The following is a 22564-nucleotide window of genomic DNA, read 5'->3' on the forward strand; positions in this document are numbered from 1 at the left end:
GGCTGTACGCGTTCCTGTTCATTGCGAGCAGTCGCCCGCTCTAATAAGATCAGCACCATTGATTATCAACTGAGGTGCTGATCGCGGCCCCCGGCCTTTCAGCATGAATAAAATTCAAGCCGGAAAGTCAGGATCTACCGGCGACGATTGCTCCCGAGATCGCTGCGGAATTCGAAGCGTTCCTCCGATCATTCTGCGGGCCTCAAGCGATCTTCAGACACGAAAATTATTTCAGAAAAGCAGCTTTTCAACCAAGGACTTATTACGGTGTTACGAACACATACCTGTGGCGAATTGAGAACAGACCATGTTGGGCAAACCGTCACTCTGGCAGGCTGGGTGATCCGAGGCCGCGATCATGGAGGTCTGGCTTTCATTGACCTGAGAGACCGCTACGGCGTTACGCAAATCGTATTCAACCCCGACCGTGATACCACCATGCACGAACTGTCACGCTCGCTGCGTGCGGAAGACGTGATCCAGGTGACAGGAGAAGTGGTCCTGCGGGAAGATCGTGAAAATGAAAAGCTGGCGACCGGAAAAATTGAGATCCGCGCCCATCAGTTGAAAGTTCTCAATAAAAGCAAAACGCCTCCATTCGAACCGGGAACCAGCGAACTGCCGAACGAAGAACTGCGTTTGACCTATCGTTTTATCGATCTGCGCAGCGAACGTCTGCAGGAAGCGCTGAAGTTAAGACATCGTTTGGCCAAATTGACCCGCGATTATTTTGATCAACTTCAGTTTCTGGAAATTGAAACCCCCATTCTGGGTCGCAGCACTCCCGAAGGCGCCCGCGATTATCTGGTTCCCAGTCGCGTGCATGAAGCCTGTTTTTACGCGCTGCCTCAATCGCCACAGATCTACAAACAGATCCTGATGATCTCCGGCTATGATCGCTACTTCCAGATTGCCCGCTGCTTTCGGGATGAAGATCTGCGGGCCGACCGCCAGCCGGAATTCACGCAAATCGACCTGGAAATGGCGTTTGTCGATCAGGAAGACATTCTGACTGTCGTCGACGGCTTAATCGAAACATTACTGAAAGACCTGCGGAACGAACAGGTTGCCCTGCCGCTCCCGCGTTATGATTATCATGATGTGATGGAAAAATACGGTTCGGATAAACCCGATTTACGCTTCGGTCTGGAGCTGATAGACATCGGCGAGATTGCCGCCAGCTGTGATTTCGCGGTCTTCAAGAAAACCATCGAATCGGGCGGACGCGTGCGGGGACTGAATGCGAAAGGTGCCGCCGACCGCTACAGTCGTAAAGACATCGACGGCCTCACAGAATTTGTGGGTGACTTCGGTGCCAAAGGACTGGCGTTCTTCAAAGTCACCGACGAAGGCCTGCATTCCCCGATCGCCAAGTTTTTCTCCGATGCCGACAAACAGAAGATTATGGACATCATGGGCGCTGAAGTGGGCGACCTGCTGTTTTTTGTTGCCGACCAGTGTTCTGTCACTTCGGCGGCTTTGTCTGCTCTGCGAAATCGTCTGGGCAAAGAACTGCAATTGTACGACCCCAAAGATTTCAAATGCTGCTGGGTGCTCAACTTCCCTCTGCTGTCCTACAACGAAGAAGAAAAACGCTGGGACGCCGAACATCATCCGTTCTGCCAGCCGGTAGAAGAAGACCTGCCGTTTCTCGAAAGCGATCCTGCGAAAGTTCGGGCACAGTCGTACGACCTGGTCATCAATGGTTATGAATTAGCCAGCGGCAGTGTGCGTGTGCACGATCAGCGTGTGCAACAGCAGATCTTCGATCTGTTGGGTATCTCTGCAGAGGAAGCGGAAGAACGCTTCGGCTTTCTGTTGCAGGCGTTGCGCTACGGTGCGCCACCACACGCCGGAGCGGCCCTGGGACTGGACCGGCTGGTGATGCTGCTTTGCGGGAATGACAATATCCGCGATGTCGTCGCGTTCCCCAAAACACAGAAAGCGGCCGACCTGCTCAGCGGCGCTCCCTCTGAAGTGGATCCGCACCAGTTGCGAGACCTGCGAATCAAAGTTGACATTCCCCAATAACCAGAGGGCGTGCATAATAGGGGTGACACCCATCAAGGAGAATCACATGAAGTCTGTCACTCTGTTGCTGTTGTTGATTGCCGGCCTGTTCGCTGCCACCTGTAGTGAGACAACGCCGACGGTCTCTGCTGAGACTCCCAAGCAGCAGCCGGTCAAAGACGGCTATTGGCCTCACTGGCTGGGCCCGGACTACAACGGCATTTCACCGGAAACCGACTGGCGCGCCGACTGGACGGACAAACCTCCGCAAGTTCTGTGGCGCAGCGAAGTAGGAACAGGCTACAGTTCGATTGCATCCGCCAACGGTCGTATCTACACCATGGGACACACAGCAGGCAACGAAACCGTATATTGCCTGGAGGCGGAGACGGGGAAAGAGATCTGGAAACAGTCTTATCCGGCCCAGTTAGTCAATCATCTGAATGCGGGCGGCCCCGGTGCGACCCCGACCATCGACGGAGAATTTCTCTACACGAACAGCCGTGACGGGAGATTGATCTGTTTTGAAATCAAGACCGGCAACATCGTCTGGCAAAAAAACCTGCCGGAGGTGTATCAGATGAAAGTTCCCGAATGGGGTTTTACCTGTTCTCCGCTGATTCGAGGCGAGAAATTGTTGATCGAAGCGGGACGTCTGGTAGCGCTCGACAAAAAAACGGGGAACGAACTCTGGAAGTCCACGCCTCACATGCCCGGGTACGGCACGCCGGCTGCTTTTGAGAGCGAGGGTACCGTCTATCTGGCATTACTGAATAACGACTGCCTGAGCGTGGCGCGCGAGGACGATGGAAAAGAGGTTGCGACATTCGACTGGCCTTCTCCGTTCGACACGAATTCCACCACGCCGATCATCGACGGGAAAACGATCTTTATCTCTTCCGGTTATCGCAAGGGCTGCGCCTTACTCGATTTTGAAAATCAGAAATTAACCGCTCGTTACACGAACCAGGATCTGAAAAATCACTTCAACAACAGTGTGCTCTATCAAAAACATTATTATGGAATGGACGGCAATTCCAATCTGGGGCGCGTCGTCCGTTTAACGTGCCTGAATCAGGAGACCGGGAAGATCAAATGGCGCGAGGCCGGCTTTGGTTGCGGGTCGCTGCTGATCTCGAATGGCAAGCTGATTATTCTGTCCGATGAAGGGACGCTGGTAACCGCGCAGGCCTCTCCCGATTCGTACCAGGAAATTTCCCGCTTCAAAGTGCTCGACCACCAATGCTGGACGGTCCCCGTGTTGTGCGCAGGACGCATCTATTGCCGGGATTCAGCCGGAAACCTTGCCTGCCTCGATCTCCGGCTGTAACCCGACATGAACTAAAATATTTACGCCTGATAATGGCGGGTGATCAGATCGTTCTGCAGCCAGAGTAATTTGTTGAACGCGATTAACGTTTTGACTTCGGTTTCCCGATCCAGGTTCAAGCCCAGAATCGTGCTGACTAAAGCGTTCGAAACAAATCCCATCAACGCGTTCATCTGAACCAGCGGGACATTCAATTCCTTACTGCCGGCTTTGGGGGTATGGATCTTGCCGACCATGTCCAGATACTGCACCATTTTTTCGTCGTAGGGTTTTGTGACCAGTGTTTCCAGATAACGCCCCAGATGCTGTTTGCGAAACTGAATCATTTCGTGATCGACGGTGAGCGTCTCAATGCTTTCAGGAATTTCGCCTTCATAACCATGTTGGCGTGGCACAAAATGGCGTTTTGTGCAATCATATCGGAAGAGTTGGTCATAAACGGCATCAACCAGCGCAGGAACCAGTGGTGCGATGGCGCCGGCTGCTGAATGGATCGCCTGTAAATCGTCTTCATTGACTCCGATAAATTCGGTGAGATATTGAAATCGATAAGGCAGATCGGTTTCCAGTTTTTCTTCATCAATGTGTTTCATTTTTGGTTCCTAATTCAATTGAGCGACTATAATTAACTGATTCGAATATTCAAAAAATATCCTGAATTAATTTGATACGCAGAATAACAGACGCAATAATAGACATCAATGTCCAATTATCGTTTTCAAGGACTTTTTTATGTTTTCCCAGACTGTTGAATATGCACTTAGAGCAATTGTCCATTTAGCAGACCAGTCCCCTAACCCGTGCACAACAGAACAAATTGCGAAAGCCACCAAGGTCCCGCAGGCATATCTTTCCAAAGTGCTGCAAAGTTTGCGACAGTCGAATGTGGTTCATTCGCAGCGGGGTATCGGTGGTGGTATCTCGCTGGTGAAGTTACCTGAAGAGTTGAATCTGCTTGAAGTGGTGAATGCCGTCGATCCGATTTGCCGGATTAAAACCTGTCCACTCGGGTTGAAAGGTCACGGCGCGAATTTATGTCCTTTGCACCGCAAGCTGGACGACGCCCTGCGTGAAACAGAAACTGCTTTTGCGAATACAACACTGGCTGAAATTCTGTCTTCCTCAACCAGCAGTTACCCGCTTTGCAACGAACCCCACGAACGACTGACTCCGTTGCAGGCTTTACCTGTTGTCCCCATTAAAAAGTGATTCCGCTGATTGGTTCACGCTGTCTGATGTTTCCCGGAAACTCTCCGGCTGCTCAAAATCGCGACGGAACACATCTTCTTCAAAGTGACTTTGCTGCTCCACGTTTTGCCTGGCTGTTTCCGGCTCTGACTGAGGTTCATCGAGTTCCGTCGCAGAGACGTGCTGAATACCGGATCGGGAAAGACGCGCCAGTTGTTCCTGTTTGACTTCATTGGCTTTCCAGCGTCCGACGATGTGCCCCGGAATCACGGCACCGGCTGTCACCGCGAGGTCACTGAAAGGCAGCAGAGGCGAGGCGGCACCTGCAATATACGTTGCATAAGCCGGGTATAACACACGGTACGCTTCCTCTTCCTGTTCGTAATTTTCTTCCGCACGCAGGTACCCCAGGGCATCGTTCGTAGCGATCGACTCGGGCCAGAGAGACAACACAGGCAGAGAGGTCGCCACAGCGTACGTGCCTTTATATTTGCGCGAGGAAAAATCCTTGGCGTGTCCCCCTTCATGCAGGGCAATCGCGGGGAGATCCGAATAGAGACTGATCGTGTTCGTAAACGGGTTGTAGTTGTCTCCACCAATGATGCGTCCCGGCAGTAACGTGTAAGATAATGCCGTCAACGTTCCCGCAGTATAACGCCAGCCCCAGCCTACCGATTTATTTTTTCGCAGCCGTCTCCACTCACCCAGCGGATCGTACTCATTGATGCGTACCTTGACCTGATCCAGACTGTTTTTTTCCAGATAGGCGGCAATCGCGGCTTCTGTTTCCGGGGAGACATCATGATTGTCGACGCGGCGGTTCCACAGCAGTATTTTTCCGGGAATCCCCACGACCCAGCCGATCCCATCCAGAATCGGCTTTGGCTGCCCCCGCTCGATTTGCGATTCCCCCTCGGCGAATTCCATTTCGGGCTGCGGAACCAGATTCGTCTGATAAACATACGGAGTGGAAGCACAACCCGCGGCAATCGGGCACAAGATTAAAGCCGCAATCGCCAGCAGGATCTGTCGCTGCGCAACAGGCACGCACGGTTGAGACATGACGGAATAACCATTGAAATAATGAGAGAAGTGAGAGAGGGGTGGTGGTTATTTATCAAAGATCTATTTATACAGCAAGATCAGGTTTCCAACGTAGAGGATTGACCCTGCGAAGCGGCAAAAACAGCCGAAATCCGGCTCTCACGCTTCCCGTCGGAATTTCCGGAACAGCGACCGGAACAGCGACCGGAACAGCGGGATGCCCGTCATGAGAATTCCCGGCCCCATGAACAGCCAGCCGAACAGATAATAGAAATACGTCGATTTGAATACACCCGGTTCCAGTACCGCAGCCGCGGGATCTTGAGGGTCATAATAAACGGTTACTTTTTTATCGTTCGGATATTTCCCGACGGTCTCCTCTGCCAGAGATCGATTGGACGTCGAAAGATCACTGCCAAACCAGACTGTTTTACCTTCATGGTTTTGACCTTCGACCTGATATCGATAAATCACTTTCGCGGAATACGTCGAGGAGCTGGAGTTGCTGCTGCGATGAGTGACCACCTTTGAATTCAGCACCACGCCCTCCGTGGTCGGCCAGTTTTTACTGGCTTTCGCCTGTTCAATCAGAGGCAGTCCCAGGAGATAGGTCACCAGAAAACCGACGCTCAGGAAAACCACGCCGAGACATAATACAAACATGCGGCCTGCTTTGAAGATCCTCAATTTATTTTTGACCATTGTTTTACCCCCCGTTTGATTACTGTGAGAAGTAGAGGCCTCGTTCCGTTTTCTCTATCGATTCAGCGGCGCCAGACAGATCCCCCTCCGCGCCTCGCAGCAAATTCCCTCTGTCCTGTCATACATGGTTTCACCTCATATTTTACGCAAGATAATGCGCACTTCGCTGCACCAGATTCACAACCGTGAATCATTAATGAGAACGTCTAAGACCTCCTGCAGGATTAAAGAATCCGTTTTGCCTCCGAATTCCTGGCAATCTTTTCCGAATAAGCGAAGTTTGCCGATTTAGAGTGAAGAACTAAATTTCATTAAGTCGATTGAATGATTTATGGGGAATTCACTCCAGAAAATTGTGACAGTTCATTTTTGATGAACAAATTATCAGACTACGGGGCTTTGTTAACCAGAAATGTCAGGCTTTAGCCAGGAAAATGTAGAAGAGATTTTCGCCCTTGCCGGCGAAAGTATGCCTGCACTTTCTGACTCATTCAACCAGTGTTTTGATTTTAATTATCGACTGGAAATGGGGGAGTCGGGTGTCTGGTCTCCGGAGGAATTAGAGGATGCGTTTCGGGGTCCCGGTCTGGTGGCCCTGTTTCGAATGGGTGAGGAAGCAATGGTCGGGCTCATCCCGGCAAGTATTCCTTTACCAGACTGGTATCAGAGTCCCGGAGATTCGCAATCGTCCCGGTTGCAAACATTATCTCTGGAATGGTCAATGAACCTGATCCCGATGGATTTAGGAGATGTTGATGAATTTAAAACGTATTATGTCGATAACTTACTGACAGAAGTCTCGCAATGTGCTCCCGCTGACTGGGCTGCCCTGTTGCGAATTAAACTATTCCAGACTGAAGATGAAAGCGACGGCCAGAGCCCGAGTGCTGTGATCCCTGTAATTTGGCCACTGACGAAACTGCCAGTTACAGATTCCGCGGAAGCGGAAACAGATCCAGCTCCTCAGCCGGCCGCTTCATCTGCAAGCTCCTCTAACTCCGCGCCAACAATGGGTCAAACGACTAATTCCAATTCGATTTACAATCCGTTAAACCGCATCAGTAAACTGCCCGTACAGGCGATTGTGAAACTGGCTACTAAGAAAATTGAATTGAAGCAACTGCTTTCAATCTGCCCCGGTTCGCTGATTACCTTCGACAAGCCTTGTGAAGATCCGCTCGAATTGTATATCAACAACCAGGTTTACTGTCAGGGAGAGGCAGTCAAGATTGGGGAAAACTTTGGTTTGAAAATTGATCGGGTCGGCTTCAAAAAGGAATTCGAAACGAAGATTATCGAATTTTAGTCTGACGCCAGGCAGGTACTCTCCGGCTTTCTTCCGGCTGCCCTTCCCGTATCAGCCCGCTTTTCAAGCGCTTCCAAAGATCGGCCGCGAACGACACCGGACAGAAGCACCTCAGCCATCTCCGGATACAAAAAAATGGATGAAAATCGGCGAAATTGGCTTTTTATGAGAACCTACTGCGGCTTCAACACGTATTATAGAAGCAGGCTTGATTGATAAAAAACAAATTCCTTTCTGTGAGCGTCGCACCATTCTTTTTTTCGAGTCTGCATTTGCGATATCTGATGTCGCAAAAGAACCTTAAACTACTATAAAATATAGGCTTAGGGCTCTTGATTTTCATACGGTACTCAACAAGTCATTTCGAAAGACGTCTATTGTACGAAAGTATCCGGTTTTTATTTCGTACAATCGAAGTGAATTTGGATTAAGCTGTTGCCAGCACAAATAGACGTTCGATATCATTTCAAACGTGGAATCAAAGCTATTTTAAAGTGAACTTTGCATTATGAGTTCCGAGCCAAAATCTGACCGTTCAACGACAAATCAGGCACCGCTGCCTGAATTTTTTGCGCGGCCGATTCCAGAAGCAGACGGGCCGGAAACGATTATCAGTCCGCTCGAAGCAATTCCCGTTGCTGACTTTGGTCGCGACAGCAGCGGCTCGCAGAATCAGGCTGCCCGGTCTTCTGTCTGGAATCGTCTGTTTCCACCCACTATTGATGATCCCGATGCGCAGACGGAGATTCCCAATCCCTCAGGCATGGAGCTGGAGCATTTCATCATTCGTGAGCGCATCGGTCGGGGAGGGATGGGCGCTGTCTTTCGCGCCATTGATACCCGTCTGGACCGGGTTGTCGCGTTGAAGGTACTCAGCCCGGGACAATCGCGCGATCCGGGATCGGTCAAACGTTTTCAAAACGAAGCCAAATCAGCAGCACGTCTGGATCATGAAAATATCTCGCGTGTATTCTACATCGGCGAAGATCAGGGCTTGAACTTCATTGCCTTCGAATATGTCAAAGGTACGAATGTCAGAGAGATCATCCAGTCGCGGGGCATCCTGCCGGCTGCGGAAGCGGTGAATTATGCGTTGCAGATTTCTTCTGCCCTCAAACATATCAACAAAGCAGGTGTGGTTCACCGGGATATCAAACCTTCCAATATCATTATTACCCCCGGCGGCAGAGCGAAGCTGGTTGACTTGGGACTCGCACGCAAAGAAAGTGACAACGCGTCCGCAGACCTCACCAGTGCCGGTACCACTTTAGGAACATTCGACTACATTTCTCCCGAACAGGCGAAAGACCCGCGCAATGTGGATGTCCGCAGCGATATCTATTCGCTCGGTTGCACCCTGTACCACATGCTGACCGGCGAACCTCCCTACGGCGAAGGAACCGTGCTGCAAAAGCTGCTGGACCACAGCGGGAAAAATGTTCCCGATCCGGCCGTCATCAATAAACAACTGCCTCATGAACTTTCACTGATCGTTCAGAAAATGATGGCCAGTGATCCGGAAGAACGTTACCAGACTCCCGAAGAACTCATGTTTCATTTAATGCAGGTCGCCAGCCAGCTTGATCTGCGCGGAGTCAACCCGGAAGGACTGGTCTGGACATCGCCTACCAGTTCACGACTCGGATTTCTTGAAAAACATGTCGGCTGGATTGCCACTGCAGCGGTTTTATTAATCGTGGTCGTGCTGCTGGATCGTTATCCGGCGTTCGATCCATCCAATGTGGTGCAAAACACCAATGCCAGGAAGGATACCGTCTCCGGTCAGCAGGCCATCGACACCAGACAGATCAATCCTGAAACCAGTGCCTCTCTGCCGGAAACAGACATCAGCAATTCAAAGCCGATCACAGGCGCCGAGACGATCGCTTCTGTTGATCCCTCCGGTCCTGCAAAAGAAATCACGGCCGTTCCTGCCCCCGATGCAGGCAAAACCGCTTCGGGTACAGAAAAATCCGAAGACGCGCATCTGGCAAAAATGAATCTGGATGAGGAAGGAAAAGGTCTGAATGAAATTTTCGACATGCCGCTCCTCTCTTCTTCCAAGAATTCGATCAGCACATTACTCGAAGCCGGGAATCCGCCCAAAAATAAAGTGCTCCTGGATAACGGTCCCGAAACGGAAGTTGCCTTATCAAACAGTAATGACCAGAAAAAGACGATGGTCCCCCTGGCGCCAGCGCCGGTACCTGACGGTCGTACCGAGATCGAGCCGGAACCATTCCCGAAAAAAAGCGATAACGAATTTCGAAAAATCGAGATCCCCGCAATTACCATTATCAATCCGGATGGTACTCCGGGACAGGATTTCAAAACGCTGGATGCGGCATGTGCTGCCGCCGACGACGGAAGCATCATTGAACTTGGTTTTACCGGTATTCGCAAAGAAGCGCCGATTCACATCAATAACAAACGTGTGCGAATTCGGGCAGCGAAAGACCGTAAACCGGTTTTGCTGTTCGAATCTGTGGAAGAGCCGGCGGAAGGTTTTCAGACTCACATGATTCAGGTGGCCAACGGCTCTCTGGAACTGTTTGAGCTGGGTATTATAGTCGATGTGAAAGATCTGAATTCCGATTCCTGGGCGATCTTCTCTTTGAAAAATGCGCACGATATCCGCTTGCATCAGGTGACCGTGACCTGTTCCAACACCACACGTCAGCAGGTCGCGCTCTTTGAAATGAACGAACCCATCAATCAGGGATTGAATGATGATTCCATGATGGGCAAACGACCGGTGAAAGAATCCACGTTCATCGAAGTGATGAATTCGATTCTCCGCTGCGACGGCTACGCGTTTTCAATTCGAGAAACGGCTCCCACGCGTCTGGAAATTACCAATTCCACATTGATGATCGCGCAATCCATGATGGAACTCATTGGCTGCAACAACAAACCAACCGAAGGCGACCATCTGGAACTGATTTTGAATCATTCCACGTTTGTACTGGGGAAAGGGCTGGCTGTGATGGACAGTGGCTCCATTCCCCGGGAATTGATTCCACTCCATGTTTCTGCACGTAACAATGTTTTCTTTTCGCGAAGCAATGCACCCTTTGTGCTGATGAAAGGAAACACCAACGAAAATGATTTTCGTCAGAAACTTTTAACCTGGCGCGGCTCCAACAATTATTACGATCGTTTTGAAACATTCTGGACGATTCAGTCTCAACAGGGAACAACGGGAACACTTTCACTCGACGCACTCGACTGGAAGGATATCTGGGGACTTTCTTCCGAAGTGAACAGTTATCAAATGGAAATTCCCTGGATGGTGGAGCGTCAGAAACTGATCACCACCCCCTGCTCTGAAATACAGGCCGCTCAGTTGCAGTTCAATCAACCCACTGACGGCAGCCCGACCATCACCGCCATTGATCGTACCAACGCCGGTGCCGACCTGCTGGTACTACCGGAACTGCCACGCGCCATCAAAGCACCCAGAACGGAATAAGCGAGTTCTCCGTTTCGACTTCCAGCAGACTCTGGAATATCAGGCCTGTGAGAAAGGGCCTGTAATGTGTATGATGACACCTGTCCGTCCGCTTGAACTGAAACAGGACTGCCGTGGTCCCTGTCTAACTCTGCCTGCTCGATTTGTCTCATGCATTGTCGATCAAAACAACCTGAAACATCAGCCCAGTCGATCCCGCGTCAGCGGTCTCCCCGGCGAGGGATTTCCTGTTTCCTCGTTGCGATGTTTGTTTCCGTCAATTTTTGTGCGGCAGACGACCCTGCGGCTTCCTATTTTGACGGTTTGCGACAAAGACATCTGTTCGGGATCGCCGAAGGATATTGTCTGAATCAGCTGGCGCAGCCCCGGCTTTCCGACGCGGATCGTGCCCGTTATACGCTGGAACTGGCGCGCACCCTGTCCGCACACGCAATGGTCGCAGAAGGCGATGAACAAACCGAACTCTGGAGCCGCGCCGAAAATACGCTCGCTCAGGTTTTAAAGGATTATCCGAACTGGGCCGATGCGCCGGTCTTCGAGGCCGAACGTGCCCGCATCGCCGCCCGCAAAGCAGATATCTTCTACTGGCAATCGAAAGCAGTCCCCCATAATGAAACGCTCAGAAAGTCGGCGATTGCAAACCTGACGCAGGCCGCCTCTGAGTTGGTCAAGGCGGAGAACCAGTTGAATCAGCTCTTAAAAAAATACGGCACGCATTCGAACTTTACCGTACTCAAAACGGCCGTCATTCGAGACACGTTGCTGGATTTTCAATTGCTGATCGGGCAGACCTCTATGAAACTCGCCGATTTGTACGGCGATCAACTTGCCCAAAAACAGGCGGCTCTCAAAACCGCCAGAGAATGGCTCGAGCCACTGTCCCGGCGGGCCTCCACGCTGCAGGTGACCTGGCTCAGCAAACTGGCGCTGATTCACGCTGATCGCATTGACGGAGATTTCGCTGCCGCCTCACGTGCGATTCAGGCACTCGTCAAAGAGGACCCGCCGGCTTACCTCAATGAGCCAATCTTCGTGGAATCAATGTGGGTGCTGCTGGCGGAAAACAAAGTACAACTGGCGGCGACGCAAATCATCAACTTCCGACAGAAACACGGCAGTTACTCCAGTGAACTCGGCTACCTGGAAGTCGATGCCCTGATCAGACTCAGAAAAGTGGCGCTGGACAAAAAGCAGGAAGCCCTCGCGGAAGAAATCTGGGAGCAAATCGAAACGCGCACGCAACACCTGGGCCTGTCACAGCCCGGCTACTGGGCGCAGCGCACCCGCATGCTGGTCAACCAGCAACATCAGGTAGACCAGTATGGCAGTGATCTTTCTCAAAGCCTGAAACAGGCACAGTTATTGTATTCCCAGGGAAAAATCGAGCAGGCCATCGCCGCCTACGAGCAAACCGCAACACAGGCCGCCGAGCAGGGAAAAATCGATCTGGCATTCGATCTCGGTTTTACCAGTGCCTCGCTGCAGTTAAAGGCCAAAGAGTACAAACAGGCGGCGGCCCGGTTTCAATCGCTGGCCCTGCGCTATGATGCGAATCCCAAAGCCGACGACGCCAGCCTGCTCGCCGCATGGTGTCTGGGGCAACTCTATACGCAAAGCCGTACGAAGTCGCGCAGGCTCGCCTACACTACGGCGCTGGAAGATCTGCGAAAACGTTTTCCCGGCGGCAGCAGTTATCATGAAGCTGGCTGGATGTTGGCGCGGCTGGAAGAATCGCGGCTGCAATACTCAAAAGCACTCATCCTGTATTCGGAAATTCCGGACAACCACCCCAAAGCAGCCGACGCGCATCTGGGCATTGCCCGCTGTTATGAAAATATTCTGCTGCGACTGGTGGCGCTGAATCAGCCAACCAAAGCCTGGCGGCAGGAAGCCATTGATGTGCTGGAGAAATATCTGGCCGGTTTTCCCGATCAGACGAAACAGGAAATTCTGCTCTCTCAGGCGGAAATCGCGTTGCGGCTGACACGCATCTATTTGAATGACAGCCCCCCTTTGTACGCGAAAGCGAATCGGCTGCTGGAACTGATCGCTCACACGGCAACCAGCATCGTGGCGCAAATAAAAAGAAACAACGAACGTTCAGAAAGCAGCGTTTCTCAGACGGCAAAAGACATTCAAGACTGGAATGAGATTTCCAACCAGGCGCTGCGATTACAGATTATCGCGCTCGCTGGACAGGGTAAACCGTCTGCCGCTCAGTCGCTGGTGGAAAATCTGGAAACCGCGGGCACCGATGAACTGCTCTCCGTGTTGAATGGCGTTTCCCGGATTAACCTGGAACTTACGCCGGAAGTCCGCCGGGAACTGGGAATGCTGCAGCTCAAGTCGGCCGAGAAGCTGGCAGCCCGCCGCGACGAATTGAACCCGCAACAGATCCAGCGGCTGGACCTCTGTCTGGCAGAAGCCTATCTGGCGGTCGACCAGCCGATCAGAGCGCTCGAATTCTATCAGGGTCTGTTAAAACAGTCTCCGAACGACACCTCGCTCGTTAAACAGGTGGCACTGCTGCTGGAACGTTGCGGCACCAAAGCCTGCCTGCGACAGGCAACACAAAAGTGGCGACAACTCGAAGCAGCCGAAAAACCGGGCACCGTTCCCTGGCTGGAGGCACGACTGCACATCATCCAGACCGCACTCGATTCCGGCGACGAAGCCGAAGCCAAAAAACTGCTCGGCGTAACAAAACTACTCTACCCCGAACTAGGCAACGATGATCTGCAGACCCGCTACCGGGAAGTGGAAACCCGGATCAAGAAGTAACAAGGAAGCTGGATCAGGCGTTTCAATTAGCAAGGATTACAGGCCCCTTTCAATTCATCGCCGCTTCTGTCGGGTGCGGGGAACGATGGTTGCTAAACCGCCGTCGATGCCCAGCACCTGGCCTGTGATCCAGTTATTCTCTGCCTGCAATAACCAGTCAATCATCGAAGCGACATCCGCGGGAGTACCGATTCGATTCAGTGCGTGCATCTCTAACGAAGCCGATTCCGCAGCCGGTGTTTCCCACAGACTTTGTGTCATGTTCGATTTGATCAGTCCTGGCGCGACGGCGTTGACGCGGATTCCCCGATTCGCATAAGTCGCGGCAGCCGAAAGGGTCAGACCGATCACACCCGCCTTGGCGGCGGCAATCGCTTCGTGATTGGCAAGCCCGATCCGCGCCGCGGCGGAAGAAATCAGCACGATGGTTCCCCCCTGCCTGCCCATCACTTTCGCCGCACTTCGCACCGTCGCAAATGCAGAAGTTAAATTCACGGCGAGCACCTCGGACCATTCGTGATCGGATGTCAGATGTGCCGGCTTGAGGAGCACCGACCCGATGCAGTTCACCACGCCATCCACGTGTCCCAATTTTTCGCAGGCACTCTGAATACACTGCTCGATCGATGTGGGATCGGTTCCCTCGACTGTCAGAGACGGCGCAGATAATTCCTCGGCGAGCAGTTGCAGCTGCCGCTTCTGTCGGCCGCCGAGAAAGACTTCATGGCCCGCTTGAACCAGGCGACGGCTTAATTCGGAACCGATGGCCCCCGTCGCCCCCAGAATGACGAACTTTTGTGACTTCTGCTCAGCAGCGGCTGTACTCATCGGTTCATTTCCTGCTCATTTTTCAGAATCTACAAAAACAGCCATTCCTTTTGCGTTTTTGGAGACAATAATCATGCAATACGGAATCGGTTGATCCGCAGTCGCTTTCTTTCTTCTTAGTCATCAGGCCCGACATTTCAACCACCGCTTTTCAAATTTGGCGCATGACATTTTCGAGTCACACTCTATGGTCAACATCAGCAGAACGCCGCAGGGAATTTATGTGTTAGAGTCTGAAATTCTGATTCCGCATTCCATTACGGATGTCTTTGATTTTTTTGCGCGACCTGAGAACCTGGAATCGCTGACTCCCCCCTGGTTGCATTTTCAGATTGTGACTCCCAAACCCGTTCCCATTTACGAAGGGGCTTTCATCGACTATCGGCTCAAGCTGCACGGCTTTCCCATGAAATGGAAAACCAAAATCACCGACTGGGAACCGCCGGTCCGGTTTGTGGATCTTCAACTGAAAGGCCCGTATCGAATGTGGCGGCACGAACACACGTTTCTGGAACAGGACAACGGGACGCTGGTACGAGATAAAGTGGAGTATGCGGTCTTTGGTGGCGCCCTGATCAACCGGTTTTTCGTACAGAAGGATGTCGAACGCATTTTTCAATATCGGCTCGATCGACTGAAAACGTTTCCGCCAGCAGACTGAATGAGCCACCTCAAGAACTATTCCTGTGATTTCATTTTTCTAGTAGCGAGATCATCTTTCGCATCCAATATTCGCCTGCTTCGTTGGTTTGATGGGCGACTTCTCCCTTGATATCCAGGCAGGTCAGCCAGCCGCCTCGGGCAGCATCGGCATCGATACCAATGGCGTGTTTGAGATTCACAAGAATGCCTGATTTTGCACGAGCTTAATATTCCCCGACCGGTTCTCCCCCGTTGGGAGTGCTGAGGGCTTTGAGTACCTCCGGGTCGATGTCTTCGGAAATAAAACGGACGCTGCCGTCGCCGAGCAAAAAGATTACTCCGCCGATGAACGGGCTCTCAAAACCGTGCGGGCTGTGGTTGATGCCCAACGCCGGGTCGCGAAAGTTTGTGGGATCGCCCCAGGGTTTGATACTAGATTTGATTTCGCCAGCCAGTAGTGTATTGGAAGTGCCATCGGTGATCTGTTTGAAATTCATAACCGAATTCACGTTGAGTACACGGCTGTTGGCGGCGTAATGGGCAGGTTGATATCCCTGAAACGCTGCCTGGCTGCTCTTCCCATCGTCATATTCCGATTTCATCCCGGGATTCTGAATCGCGTTGATTCTGGTTTGAAACGGCTTACGGTTTGCTTCCGCGGTCCAGGGCTGATGGAAGTCGATCTGTTGAAATAAGTCTTTTTCATCAAGATAGGGCAGCAGTTGTGAAACCCAGCTATGGTGCGGCTGGCCTGTGCTGCTGAACGTGCCACCAATGGGGAGCTGGTGAAAGTCGTCATGATATTGCTCCAGCGCCAGACCGATCATTTTGAGATTATGTTTGGACGTACTGCGCCTGGCAGCTTCACGTGACCCAGAAATAACCAGTGCATCAGATGTTGTTATCCACCAGGCCTGATGCGTGATGCTGACCACGCAGATTCCGATCATCACCAGCATCAGAAACATCGTGACCAGAGAGACCGTCCAGCGCTTGTTCCAGCGGGATGCGGTCTGCAGCGTCGCAGGCTCTATTGCATTTCGATGATAAACTGTTCGACACGCGAAGTGAATGCCCACGGCAAACAGGATCAACGCACCAAAGAACCAGAGGGTGCGCTCCACGGAAATGGTGAGGCTGGGTATCGTGCGGCCCAGATACCAGATCCAGCCTGCAACCATTTGGAATGCCACAACAAAGGGAAATTCAATCCCCAGACAAAAAGCGAAGAAACACAATACGATGATCGATACCACCTTGATGGTTCTATGCGAGGTAGCCGGTTCAGCGGGAGTGCTGGGTTCTGTCGTCATCGTTCAACCTGATCTGTTCATCGCTTCTTAAAAATCGCCAACCGGTTCGCCCCCAGCAGGAGTACTGAGAGTCTTCAGCAATTGCGGATCGACCTTGTCGGTAACAAAATGGACGCGGCCATCACAGAATAAAACGTGTGCCCCGCCTGCAAAGGGGCTGCCAAAACCGTGCGGGCTCTGATTGATGCCCAGCGTCGGGTCGCGAAAGTTTATGGGATCGCCCCAGGCCTTGATGTTGGATTTGATTTCGCCGGCCAAAATCGTGTGGGAGGTTCCATCGGTGATCTCCTTAAACTTCATCCCCGAATTCACATTCAACACCCGACTGTTGGCGGCGTAATGGGCGGGCTGATAGCCTTTCGCGTTTTCTTCCCTGCTTTTTCCATTATCAAAAGCGTAACCCATTCCGGGAATTTGCAATGCGTATAGCCTTGTTTCAAAAATTTTGCGATTCGCTTCTGCAGTCCACGGCTGGTGGAAATCGATTTGATTATACAGGGACGCCTGATCCAGAAAAGGTATGATACGCGTGATCCAGCTATGCTGCGGCAGCCCCGCCTGACTGAAGGAGCCGCCACTGGGGAATTGCTCAAACGTATCATGATAATTATGCAACGCCAGACCGATTTGTTTGAGATTATTCCTGGACTGACTACGTCTGGCGGCCTCGCTAACACCCTGATGGGTCAGAGATTCATTCACTGTCGCTAACCAGACTGTCTGGTGAGCTACCCCCACAACGGCAAAACCGCCGGTGAAGGAGAGTACCACTAACGCGATCAAGGCAAACGTCCAGCGCACGCGCCACTGTTTCGGAACGGCGATTGTGTTTTGTGTTTGCAGACGCCGGAGGGCATAACCGCCCAGCAGTTGCATCACCACCGCCATGATCACGACCAGCAAGAAGGTCGTCACCAGACCGGAGACCGACACGGTCATCTGTGGGATGACACGGTTTAAAAATGGGAGCCAGCCCAGGAAAGTATAAAACAGGATTTGAAGGGGAAAAACGGCCCCGGCGCAGGCCAGGAAGACTGCGAGAGCAATGACGACTACGAACAATGTTGCGATGCCCACAAAGCACGCCACGATAGTACGCCTGTTCTTTTTCGGCGGCTCAACCGGGTCACTTTCCATTGAGCACCTCCTGTGCTGCTTTAAGCGGCAGCACCTTGATCGCTCCGTCGGTGAACAGCACCAGTTGTTGATCATCCCCATAAACGGCTTGCTCGAAGGCGAGCGGTTCGGCGGGCTCGGTTTTCTTGTCGCCGGTCACATAACCGTACTTCACCTGCAGATCGCCGGGCTGAAACCAGAACTCTTCCGCGAAGGTCGCATCGTCTGCTTTCTCGGGGAATTTTCCCTGGTGCGTGGCGACGTGCATGAACAGAGCCGAACGTAATTCGCCGAGCAGCTTTCGCCGTGCTTCCAGTAATGCCTCCGGCGTTTCCGTCTGTTCCGTCGCGGAATCAGCCAGTTGATAAGTACGGCCGTTTTTCTCCCACGCACCGGGTGTGAGCAGTTCCCGCGCCCCGGAGATCATCGTGAGCACAAACAGAAACATCAGCCCCCAGAGTACGGTTCCCGCCAATGCGGCTTTGTAGGAAAGTTCGGGCAGCTTCGGAAAATCACGCGCGAGGACATTCCAGAGTCGTTTAAAGATCCAGGCACTGACCAGCAGCACCAGCAGAAAAAATGAAATCGACTGCAGACGCAGGCTGGCAATTTCGGTCAGACTGACGGAAGGCATCCCCGCCTGGGCGGTCTGGGACATCGCGCAGAAAAGAAAGCCGAATATCAAACCGATTCGAACCGTCATGGCGATCTACTCCGCAGAAGTGAAAACAGTAAGGCCTTATCTCCATCATACAAAAGTCTATGCGATACGCGAGCCATTTTTTTCACGCCAGGTGATTTCGTTCCGTCAAAAATGAGGAGAGATCTGTTATCGGAAATCAAGAAACCTGAGGCAGACTAATTTGTGTTATTTTTTGAGTTAAGTAGCCGCAAAATAATGTGAAGCATCCGCGACCCTCACGACCAGCAAGAGTTGGTTCAAAGACAGCAGCATGTAGAGATCGCAAGAATTGCGATCAGGGCTATTGATTTCGATTCCTGAGGGCGTCAAGTTCTGCCTGAAACTGCTGCATTTTTTTTAGATCTTCAGCAGGGATCGGTGGATCTGTTCGTTGCAGACGTTCATAGAGGGCTAATTTGCTGAGCCCTCCTGTTGTACCAATACTAAAAGAAGTACGGTTCGAGACCAAATAATCAATGATTGCTCTCTGGGCTGCTGGGGAATTCACCTTTAACATCAATTCTGTTACATCGGAGTATACCACGGTCGCGTCAGCAATTGTTGTAGAGAACTCTTTGCTCCCGCCGAACCCGTAAAAATTCGTCACATCAAATCGCTCACGATTTTGCATCAGCGCAATCATCGGTTCTTCAGCCCAACGAATTTCGGTTTTGCTCTGAGTCTGCTTTGAACCGAGTGAAGGAAACTCTCCCAGGCAATACAAGGCATTGGGTAAATTGTCCGTATCATGATCTTTGAGGCTCTCAATCAGGAAAGTCCTGCCTCGTTTGTCATTGAGATGTGCTAACATCGCTGCATAGATCAGCCGTACTATACGTGATACTTTCTCTTCGTTCATCCGACGTGCCAAAACATCTCGCGTTTCAGTTGTAGTTTCCGTAAGAATCTGATTAATGACATCCTCGTTTCGCCTAACATAAAATACCGCGGCCGCTGGATTAAATTGTCCATTCCCCCTGTGAGCGCATTCCGCTAGTAGTTCAGGGACTCCTTCGCTGACACGATGTAATGTGGCATAAATTGGTCCGCCGCCTTCATACTCACCATAATCTTTTTCTAGAAATGTAACCTTTGCCTCTCGAATGACAAACCAGGGGGTAATCGGATTTTCTTCTTTCGGACCATTCCATTTCAATTCAGGGCGATCCTCCAACACCAATTTGCCGCTCACACACACTAGTCTGTCGCTAAAATATTTATCATACTTCGTGTGAGAGCCGTCAGGAGATGTCAAATACAGATATTTCTTTCGGTACTCAAAAAATCCGGGACTTGAATCATTCGACAGAGTTCCTTCCAGCGAAACATTCTGGCCGACTAGTTCATAGAGGTCGGTAGGATGCCAGTTTATCGCATCGATGCGGAAGCCTTCTTGACTCTTTCGTACTGTACCGCGCACAAAGATTTGTTTGCCCGCAACGGATTCCGGCCATTCGGTCATATTATCAATCTGTGCCTCACCCTCTTTGGTTTTAATGATCCCCCCAGGAGTTGCGACGCCTTCAAAAGTTGTTTCGCGATCAATCAGATCTGAGAATTCGATCTCTCGCGGTGGCACGGCTTCAATGTGTTTTACGACCAGGGTGATTGCCTTATGCTCACAGTAGACGCGTCCTTCTATGATCTGTCCACGAATTTTGTAAAAGACGCCACGTTGGAGGGCTTTAAAGTCTTTGTAGGTGGGCCAGCCACCTGGTTCGGCGCGGCAGAGATGAAAATAGATTTTGTCCTGATTAGCCCTGCCATTAATCCAAATTCCTTGTAAAGCGGCATAACCTGAACTCATATGAAGTTTGTGGCCGGAAGATCTGATCGGGCCAATGACTTCGGTTTCACTGCCGACGGGAATCTTCACGCCATCGATCACGAAATGGTTATCGCCGCGACTGACTTCTCCGTGCGTCTGCCTGATAAAACACACGGCGACGAAAAAGAGAGCCTGGATCATGAATCGTGGTAGCTGGCTGCCTGTCATGGACATCGTCCTCCCTGAATTATGTCATAATCGCTGATGATGGGGTAACGGATTATAGCAAACTCGAGAGAGCGATTTGGAACAGAAAAAGGTAATCCAAACCAAATTAGGACGTAATTGATTTAACTCGTGCTCTGACTATGCTTTCGATGCCGCGTGTTTGAGAATCACTGAACTCACCCTGCGGTTTTGTTTTCAGGTTCCAGCACCATCCATTCGGGGAGCGGGATCGATTTGCTGCGGGCGATGAGCAGTAAAACGCCGATTACGATCACCAGAATCGGCACTTCGACGTCGAAGGAGAGTTGCCCTGTCTGACGCAGGACAGACAGACAACTGGCGATCAGAAAAAAGGGGCCCATCACGACCGTGGATTTATCAATGCCGCTGACGGCAAACGCCAACAGACCGATGATCGCCAGACCGAGTACCCAGATCCAGTTAAGGCCGGGCATTACTTCTAATGTCGTCAACAGCCAGCCGCTGCCGATGCTGATGATGAGCAAAGGGAGAATCAGGGTTTTCTTGCTCGATTTGCTAGAAGCAGGCGATGTGGGGCTCATGGGTCTGACTTTCTGTTTTCTGGGTGCTATAAAAAACGGACTGCATACCTGAGAGGCGGCCAGAATCAGAAAATATCACGCCGTTTCCGATTTTTTTTTCGGAACGACATCGCGGATGTGTGGCGGAAGGTAAGTTTTGAACTCTTACCAGAAAGCCCGCAGGCGTATCCTTTGCTTTATGGTAAGCCGTTCCCCGACCTCTGACTTGATGATGAGAGTCTGATCGGTAATTTCGTACGAAAGTAACGGCAAATGAATCTCTGAAGCCTTGCGGTCTTCATCGAATGAAAACACTCCTTTGCGTGTTGTACCATCAGCCAGAGTCGCCTGAAACGTTATACTGCCAGAGGGTTTTAAATTATACAGGGTTCTGGAAAGGCGTTCGTTGGGAACCATCGATTCCGCACGGAACAGTTCATGACCTTCTTGATCTAACAAAACACCGTGTTGCATCTCCTGCGAAGAACTATTGATGATGGTCAGGCTGGTTTCTGTGACGAACAGCCTGAAGCCCAGCACCACGATGAGTCCGATCGCGATCAGGCAGACCAGCCCGATTATCATGGCTTTCAGATACGGTCTGCTCACTTTGGCAGTGTTATCGGATGTGTGATTCATGGGCGGATTGAGACTCAAACAAGATAAAAGAACCGTTTCTCCCTGCGACTGTTTTATTTTTTAAGTTCGACGTTGCTCACGCCTTCGCGGCCCGGGTCGAGAATATTATTCGAAAAATGGACGTTGGTGGCTTTGCGATCGACGCGGACGGCGTAGACGTAGCGTGGTTGCTGGCTCTCTTTTGCGGCTTGAAAACGTCCCGAGTTCTGGACGATGTTGCCTTGAAGAATCACGTCGGTGAGCGGCGTGTTCTCTGGTTTTTGCCCGGAGTCGAATAGAATCGGGTTGCCGTGATCGCCCCAGATCCAATGCGCGTTGCCATAACCGAATTCCGAGATAATGTTATTGGCGATGATCGAGCCGCCGTCGCTGTTATCGTTTTTTGCCGGCTGGTCTTTGTCGGCTGCTTGTGCCGCATACGAAGCGGCGCCGGGCATCAGGCCGATACTCCAGAGATCGTTTTTGATGAACTGGTTACCGATAATGGAAATATGCCGCGAACCATGCATGGCTTTCATGCCGACGAAACAATTGGAGACGATGTTCTGCGCCACGATCACATGGTCGGCATGCAGATCGATGCCTTGCGCGCCGTTTTCGATGGTATTGCCCAGAATCTGTGTCCGGTCGCTGACACTGGGAGAGGTCACAATAATCGCCGACCCCTGATGCCAGTTCTTGACGGATTCCTGTTCCCAGGTCTCGTTGCTGGTCAATGCACCTTTGGTGTCGTTCTTTTTGACGAATTGACCGAGCTGATATTTCTTCTGCACTTCGGATGTGGGCAGCAATTCGTTTTCGGTGATGCGGTTGCCCTGAATCAGCGTACCGGTGCTGGCGTTGACGACAATGCCGGTGCCGTCAATGCAATGGAAGGCGTAACCCCAGTCGGGCGAAGCGGTGCGGTCGTCGACAGCAATCCGCATGTAATTCGTAATCGTGCAATTGCGAATTGTCGCGTTTTTGCAGTTCA

At 51.5% G+C, this 22564-nt stretch carries 19 protein-coding genes; 7 read left to right on the forward strand and 12 right to left on the reverse strand.

Translation table 11 applies throughout. The features are described 5' to 3' along the window. Positions 1-267: 267 nt before the first annotated feature. Both aspS and Q0294_RS22665 read left to right on the forward strand, forming a co-directional pair. A complete protein-coding gene (gene aspS / locus Q0294_RS22660) occupies positions 268-2031 on the forward strand; it encodes an aspartate--tRNA ligase (protein WP_299470012.1) in 1764 nt (587 codons plus the stop codon). 46 nt (positions 2032-2077) lie between these two features. Further along, positions 2078-3340 carry a PQQ-binding-like beta-propeller repeat protein gene (locus Q0294_RS22665; protein WP_299470014.1) on the forward strand — a complete coding sequence of 421 codons (1263 nt, stop codon included), beginning with the start codon at positions 2078-2080 and terminating at the stop codon, positions 3338-3340. Positions 3341-3360: 20 nt separating this feature from the next. Here the strand turns inward: Q0294_RS22665 and Q0294_RS22670 are convergent, their stop codons facing one another. Further along, complete coding sequence (locus Q0294_RS22670) at positions 3361-3933, reverse strand: protoglobin family protein (protein ID WP_299470016.1); 573 nt, start codon at positions 3931-3933, stop codon at positions 3361-3363. A 139-nt stretch (positions 3934-4072) separates the two neighbouring features. Here Q0294_RS22670 and Q0294_RS22675 point away from each other — a divergent pair, with 139 nt between their 5' ends. Continuing rightward, entirely contained in the window at positions 4073-4549 is a 477-nt protein-coding gene (locus tag Q0294_RS22675; RefSeq protein WP_299470018.1) for an Rrf2 family transcriptional regulator, read from the forward strand. Here the strand turns inward: Q0294_RS22675 and Q0294_RS22680 are convergent. Together Q0294_RS22680 and Q0294_RS22685 are read right to left on the reverse strand one after the other, a co-directional pair. Further along, complete coding sequence (locus Q0294_RS22680) at positions 4523-5590, reverse strand: hypothetical protein (protein WP_299470020.1); 1068 nt, start codon at positions 5588-5590, stop codon at positions 4523-4525. The genes Q0294_RS22675 and Q0294_RS22680 overlap by 27 nt on opposite strands. Before the next feature lie 141 nt (positions 5591-5731). Continuing rightward, positions 5732-6274 (reverse strand): DUF3592 domain-containing protein, encoded by a 543-nt coding sequence (locus tag Q0294_RS22685; RefSeq protein ID WP_299470022.1) that lies wholly within the window; start codon positions 6272-6274, stop codon positions 5732-5734. A 412-nt stretch (positions 6275-6686) separates the two neighbouring features. On the opposite strand from Q0294_RS22685, the gene Q0294_RS22690 reads away from it, so the two are divergent. From Q0294_RS22690 to Q0294_RS22700, 3 genes are all read left to right on the forward strand, one after another. Beyond that, on the forward strand, positions 6687-7580 hold the full coding sequence (locus Q0294_RS22690; RefSeq protein ID WP_299470024.1) for a FliM/FliN family flagellar motor switch protein: 894 nt from the start codon (positions 6687-6689) through the stop codon (positions 7578-7580). A 508-nt stretch (positions 7581-8088) separates the two neighbouring features. Next, positions 8089-11052, forward strand: coding sequence for a serine/threonine-protein kinase (locus Q0294_RS22695; protein WP_299470026.1), 2964 nt, complete (start codon positions 8089-8091; stop codon positions 11050-11052). Between the two features lie 150 nt (positions 11053-11202). Then, positions 11203-13833 carry a hypothetical protein gene (locus Q0294_RS22700; RefSeq protein ID WP_299470028.1) on the forward strand — a complete coding sequence of 877 codons (2631 nt, stop codon included), beginning with the start codon at positions 11203-11205 and terminating at the stop codon, positions 13831-13833. A gap of 54 nt (positions 13834-13887) precedes the next feature. Here the strand turns inward: Q0294_RS22700 and Q0294_RS22705 are convergent, their stop codons facing one another. Beyond that, positions 13888-14661 (reverse strand): SDR family oxidoreductase, encoded by a 774-nt coding sequence (locus tag Q0294_RS22705; RefSeq protein WP_299470030.1) that lies wholly within the window; start codon positions 14659-14661, stop codon positions 13888-13890. Between the two features lie 223 nt (positions 14662-14884). On the opposite strand from Q0294_RS22705, the gene Q0294_RS22710 reads away from it, so the two are divergent. Then, positions 14885-15322 carry an SRPBCC family protein gene (locus Q0294_RS22710; RefSeq protein WP_299470032.1) on the forward strand — a complete coding sequence of 146 codons (438 nt, stop codon included), beginning with the start codon at positions 14885-14887 and terminating at the stop codon, positions 15320-15322. Positions 15323-15353: 31 nt separating this feature from the next. Here Q0294_RS22710 and Q0294_RS22715 read toward each other — a convergent pair whose 3' ends face one another. The 8 genes from Q0294_RS22715 to Q0294_RS22750 all read right to left on the reverse strand — a co-directional run. Next, positions 15354-15503 carry a hypothetical protein gene (locus tag Q0294_RS22715; RefSeq protein ID WP_299470034.1) on the reverse strand — a complete coding sequence of 50 codons (150 nt, stop codon included), beginning with the start codon at positions 15501-15503 and terminating at the stop codon, positions 15354-15356. Positions 15504-15527: 24 nt separating this feature from the next. After that, positions 15528-16616 (reverse strand): DUF1559 domain-containing protein, encoded by a 1089-nt coding sequence (locus tag Q0294_RS22720; RefSeq protein WP_299470036.1) that lies wholly within the window; start codon positions 16614-16616, stop codon positions 15528-15530. A 27-nt stretch (positions 16617-16643) separates the two neighbouring features. After that, on the reverse strand, positions 16644-17753 hold the full coding sequence (locus tag Q0294_RS22725) for a DUF1559 domain-containing protein (protein WP_299470038.1): 1110 nt from the start codon (positions 17751-17753) through the stop codon (positions 16644-16646). Beyond that, positions 17743-18435 (reverse strand): hypothetical protein, encoded by a 693-nt coding sequence (locus tag Q0294_RS22730; protein ID WP_299470040.1) that lies wholly within the window; start codon positions 18433-18435, stop codon positions 17743-17745. Before Q0294_RS22730 ends, Q0294_RS22725 begins: the two co-directional genes overlap by 11 nt. Positions 18436-18715: 280 nt before the next feature. Next, positions 18716-20410, reverse strand: coding sequence for a hypothetical protein (locus Q0294_RS22735; protein WP_299470042.1), 1695 nt, complete (start codon positions 20408-20410; stop codon positions 18716-18718). Between the two features lie 176 nt (positions 20411-20586). Continuing rightward, entirely contained in the window at positions 20587-20973 is a 387-nt protein-coding gene (locus tag Q0294_RS22740; RefSeq protein WP_299470044.1) for a hypothetical protein, read from the reverse strand. 144 nt (positions 20974-21117) lie between these two features. Beyond that, the gene (locus Q0294_RS22745; protein ID WP_299470046.1) at positions 21118-21591 is read right to left on the reverse strand and encodes a hypothetical protein; all 474 of its coding nucleotides are present in this window, start codon (positions 21589-21591) and stop codon (positions 21118-21120) included. A gap of 53 nt (positions 21592-21644) precedes the next feature. Continuing rightward, the coding region (locus Q0294_RS22750; protein WP_299470048.1) for a right-handed parallel beta-helix repeat-containing protein at positions 21645-22564 on the reverse strand (920 nt) is incomplete at its 5' end.

It is taken from the genome of uncultured Gimesia sp., from assembly GCF_937919775.1.
In the GTDB taxonomy this organism is placed as follows: Bacteria; Planctomycetota; Planctomycetia; order Planctomycetales; family Planctomycetaceae; genus Gimesia.

Excerpts from the sequence above, each read along its gene's own strand:
- Q0294_RS22705 (WP_299470030.1), bottom strand. The coding sequence starts at position 14,661 with ATGAGTACAGCCGCTGCTGAGCAGAAGTCACAAAAGTTCGTCATTCTG.
- Q0294_RS22740 (WP_299470044.1), bottom strand. The coding sequence starts at position 20,973 with ATGAGCCCCACATCGCCTGCTTCTAGCAAATCGAGCAAGAAAACCCTG.
- Q0294_RS22680 (WP_299470020.1), bottom strand. The coding sequence starts at position 5,590 with ATGTCTCAACCGTGCGTGCCTGTTGCGCAGCGACAGATCCTGCTGGCG.
- Q0294_RS22745 (WP_299470046.1), bottom strand. The coding sequence starts at position 21,591 with ATGAATCACACATCCGATAACACTGCCAAAGTGAGCAGACCGTATCTG.
- Q0294_RS22730 (WP_299470040.1), bottom strand. The coding sequence starts at position 18,435 with ATGACGGTTCGAATCGGTTTGATATTCGGCTTTCTTTTCTGCGCGATG.
- Q0294_RS22675 (WP_299470018.1), top strand. The coding sequence starts at position 4,073 with ATGTTTTCCCAGACTGTTGAATATGCACTTAGAGCAATTGTCCATTTA.
- Q0294_RS22685 (WP_299470022.1), bottom strand. The coding sequence starts at position 6,274 with ATGGTCAAAAATAAATTGAGGATCTTCAAAGCAGGCCGCATGTTTGTA.
- Q0294_RS22700 (WP_299470028.1), top strand. The coding sequence starts at position 11,203 with ATGCATTGTCGATCAAAACAACCTGAAACATCAGCCCAGTCGATCCCG.
- Q0294_RS22725 (WP_299470038.1), bottom strand. The coding sequence starts at position 17,753 with ATGGAAAGTGACCCGGTTGAGCCGCCGAAAAAGAACAGGCGTACTATC.
- Q0294_RS22735 (WP_299470042.1), bottom strand. The coding sequence starts at position 20,410 with ATGACAGGCAGCCAGCTACCACGATTCATGATCCAGGCTCTCTTTTTC.
- Q0294_RS22665 (WP_299470014.1), top strand. The coding sequence starts at position 2,078 with ATGAAGTCTGTCACTCTGTTGCTGTTGTTGATTGCCGGCCTGTTCGCT.
- Q0294_RS22695 (WP_299470026.1), top strand. The coding sequence starts at position 8,089 with ATGAGTTCCGAGCCAAAATCTGACCGTTCAACGACAAATCAGGCACCG.
- Q0294_RS22690 (WP_299470024.1), top strand. The coding sequence starts at position 6,687 with ATGTCAGGCTTTAGCCAGGAAAATGTAGAAGAGATTTTCGCCCTTGCC.
- Q0294_RS22670 (WP_299470016.1), bottom strand. The coding sequence starts at position 3,933 with ATGAAACACATTGATGAAGAAAAACTGGAAACCGATCTGCCTTATCGA.
- Q0294_RS22720 (WP_299470036.1), bottom strand. The coding sequence starts at position 16,616 with ATGACGACAGAACCCAGCACTCCCGCTGAACCGGCTACCTCGCATAGA.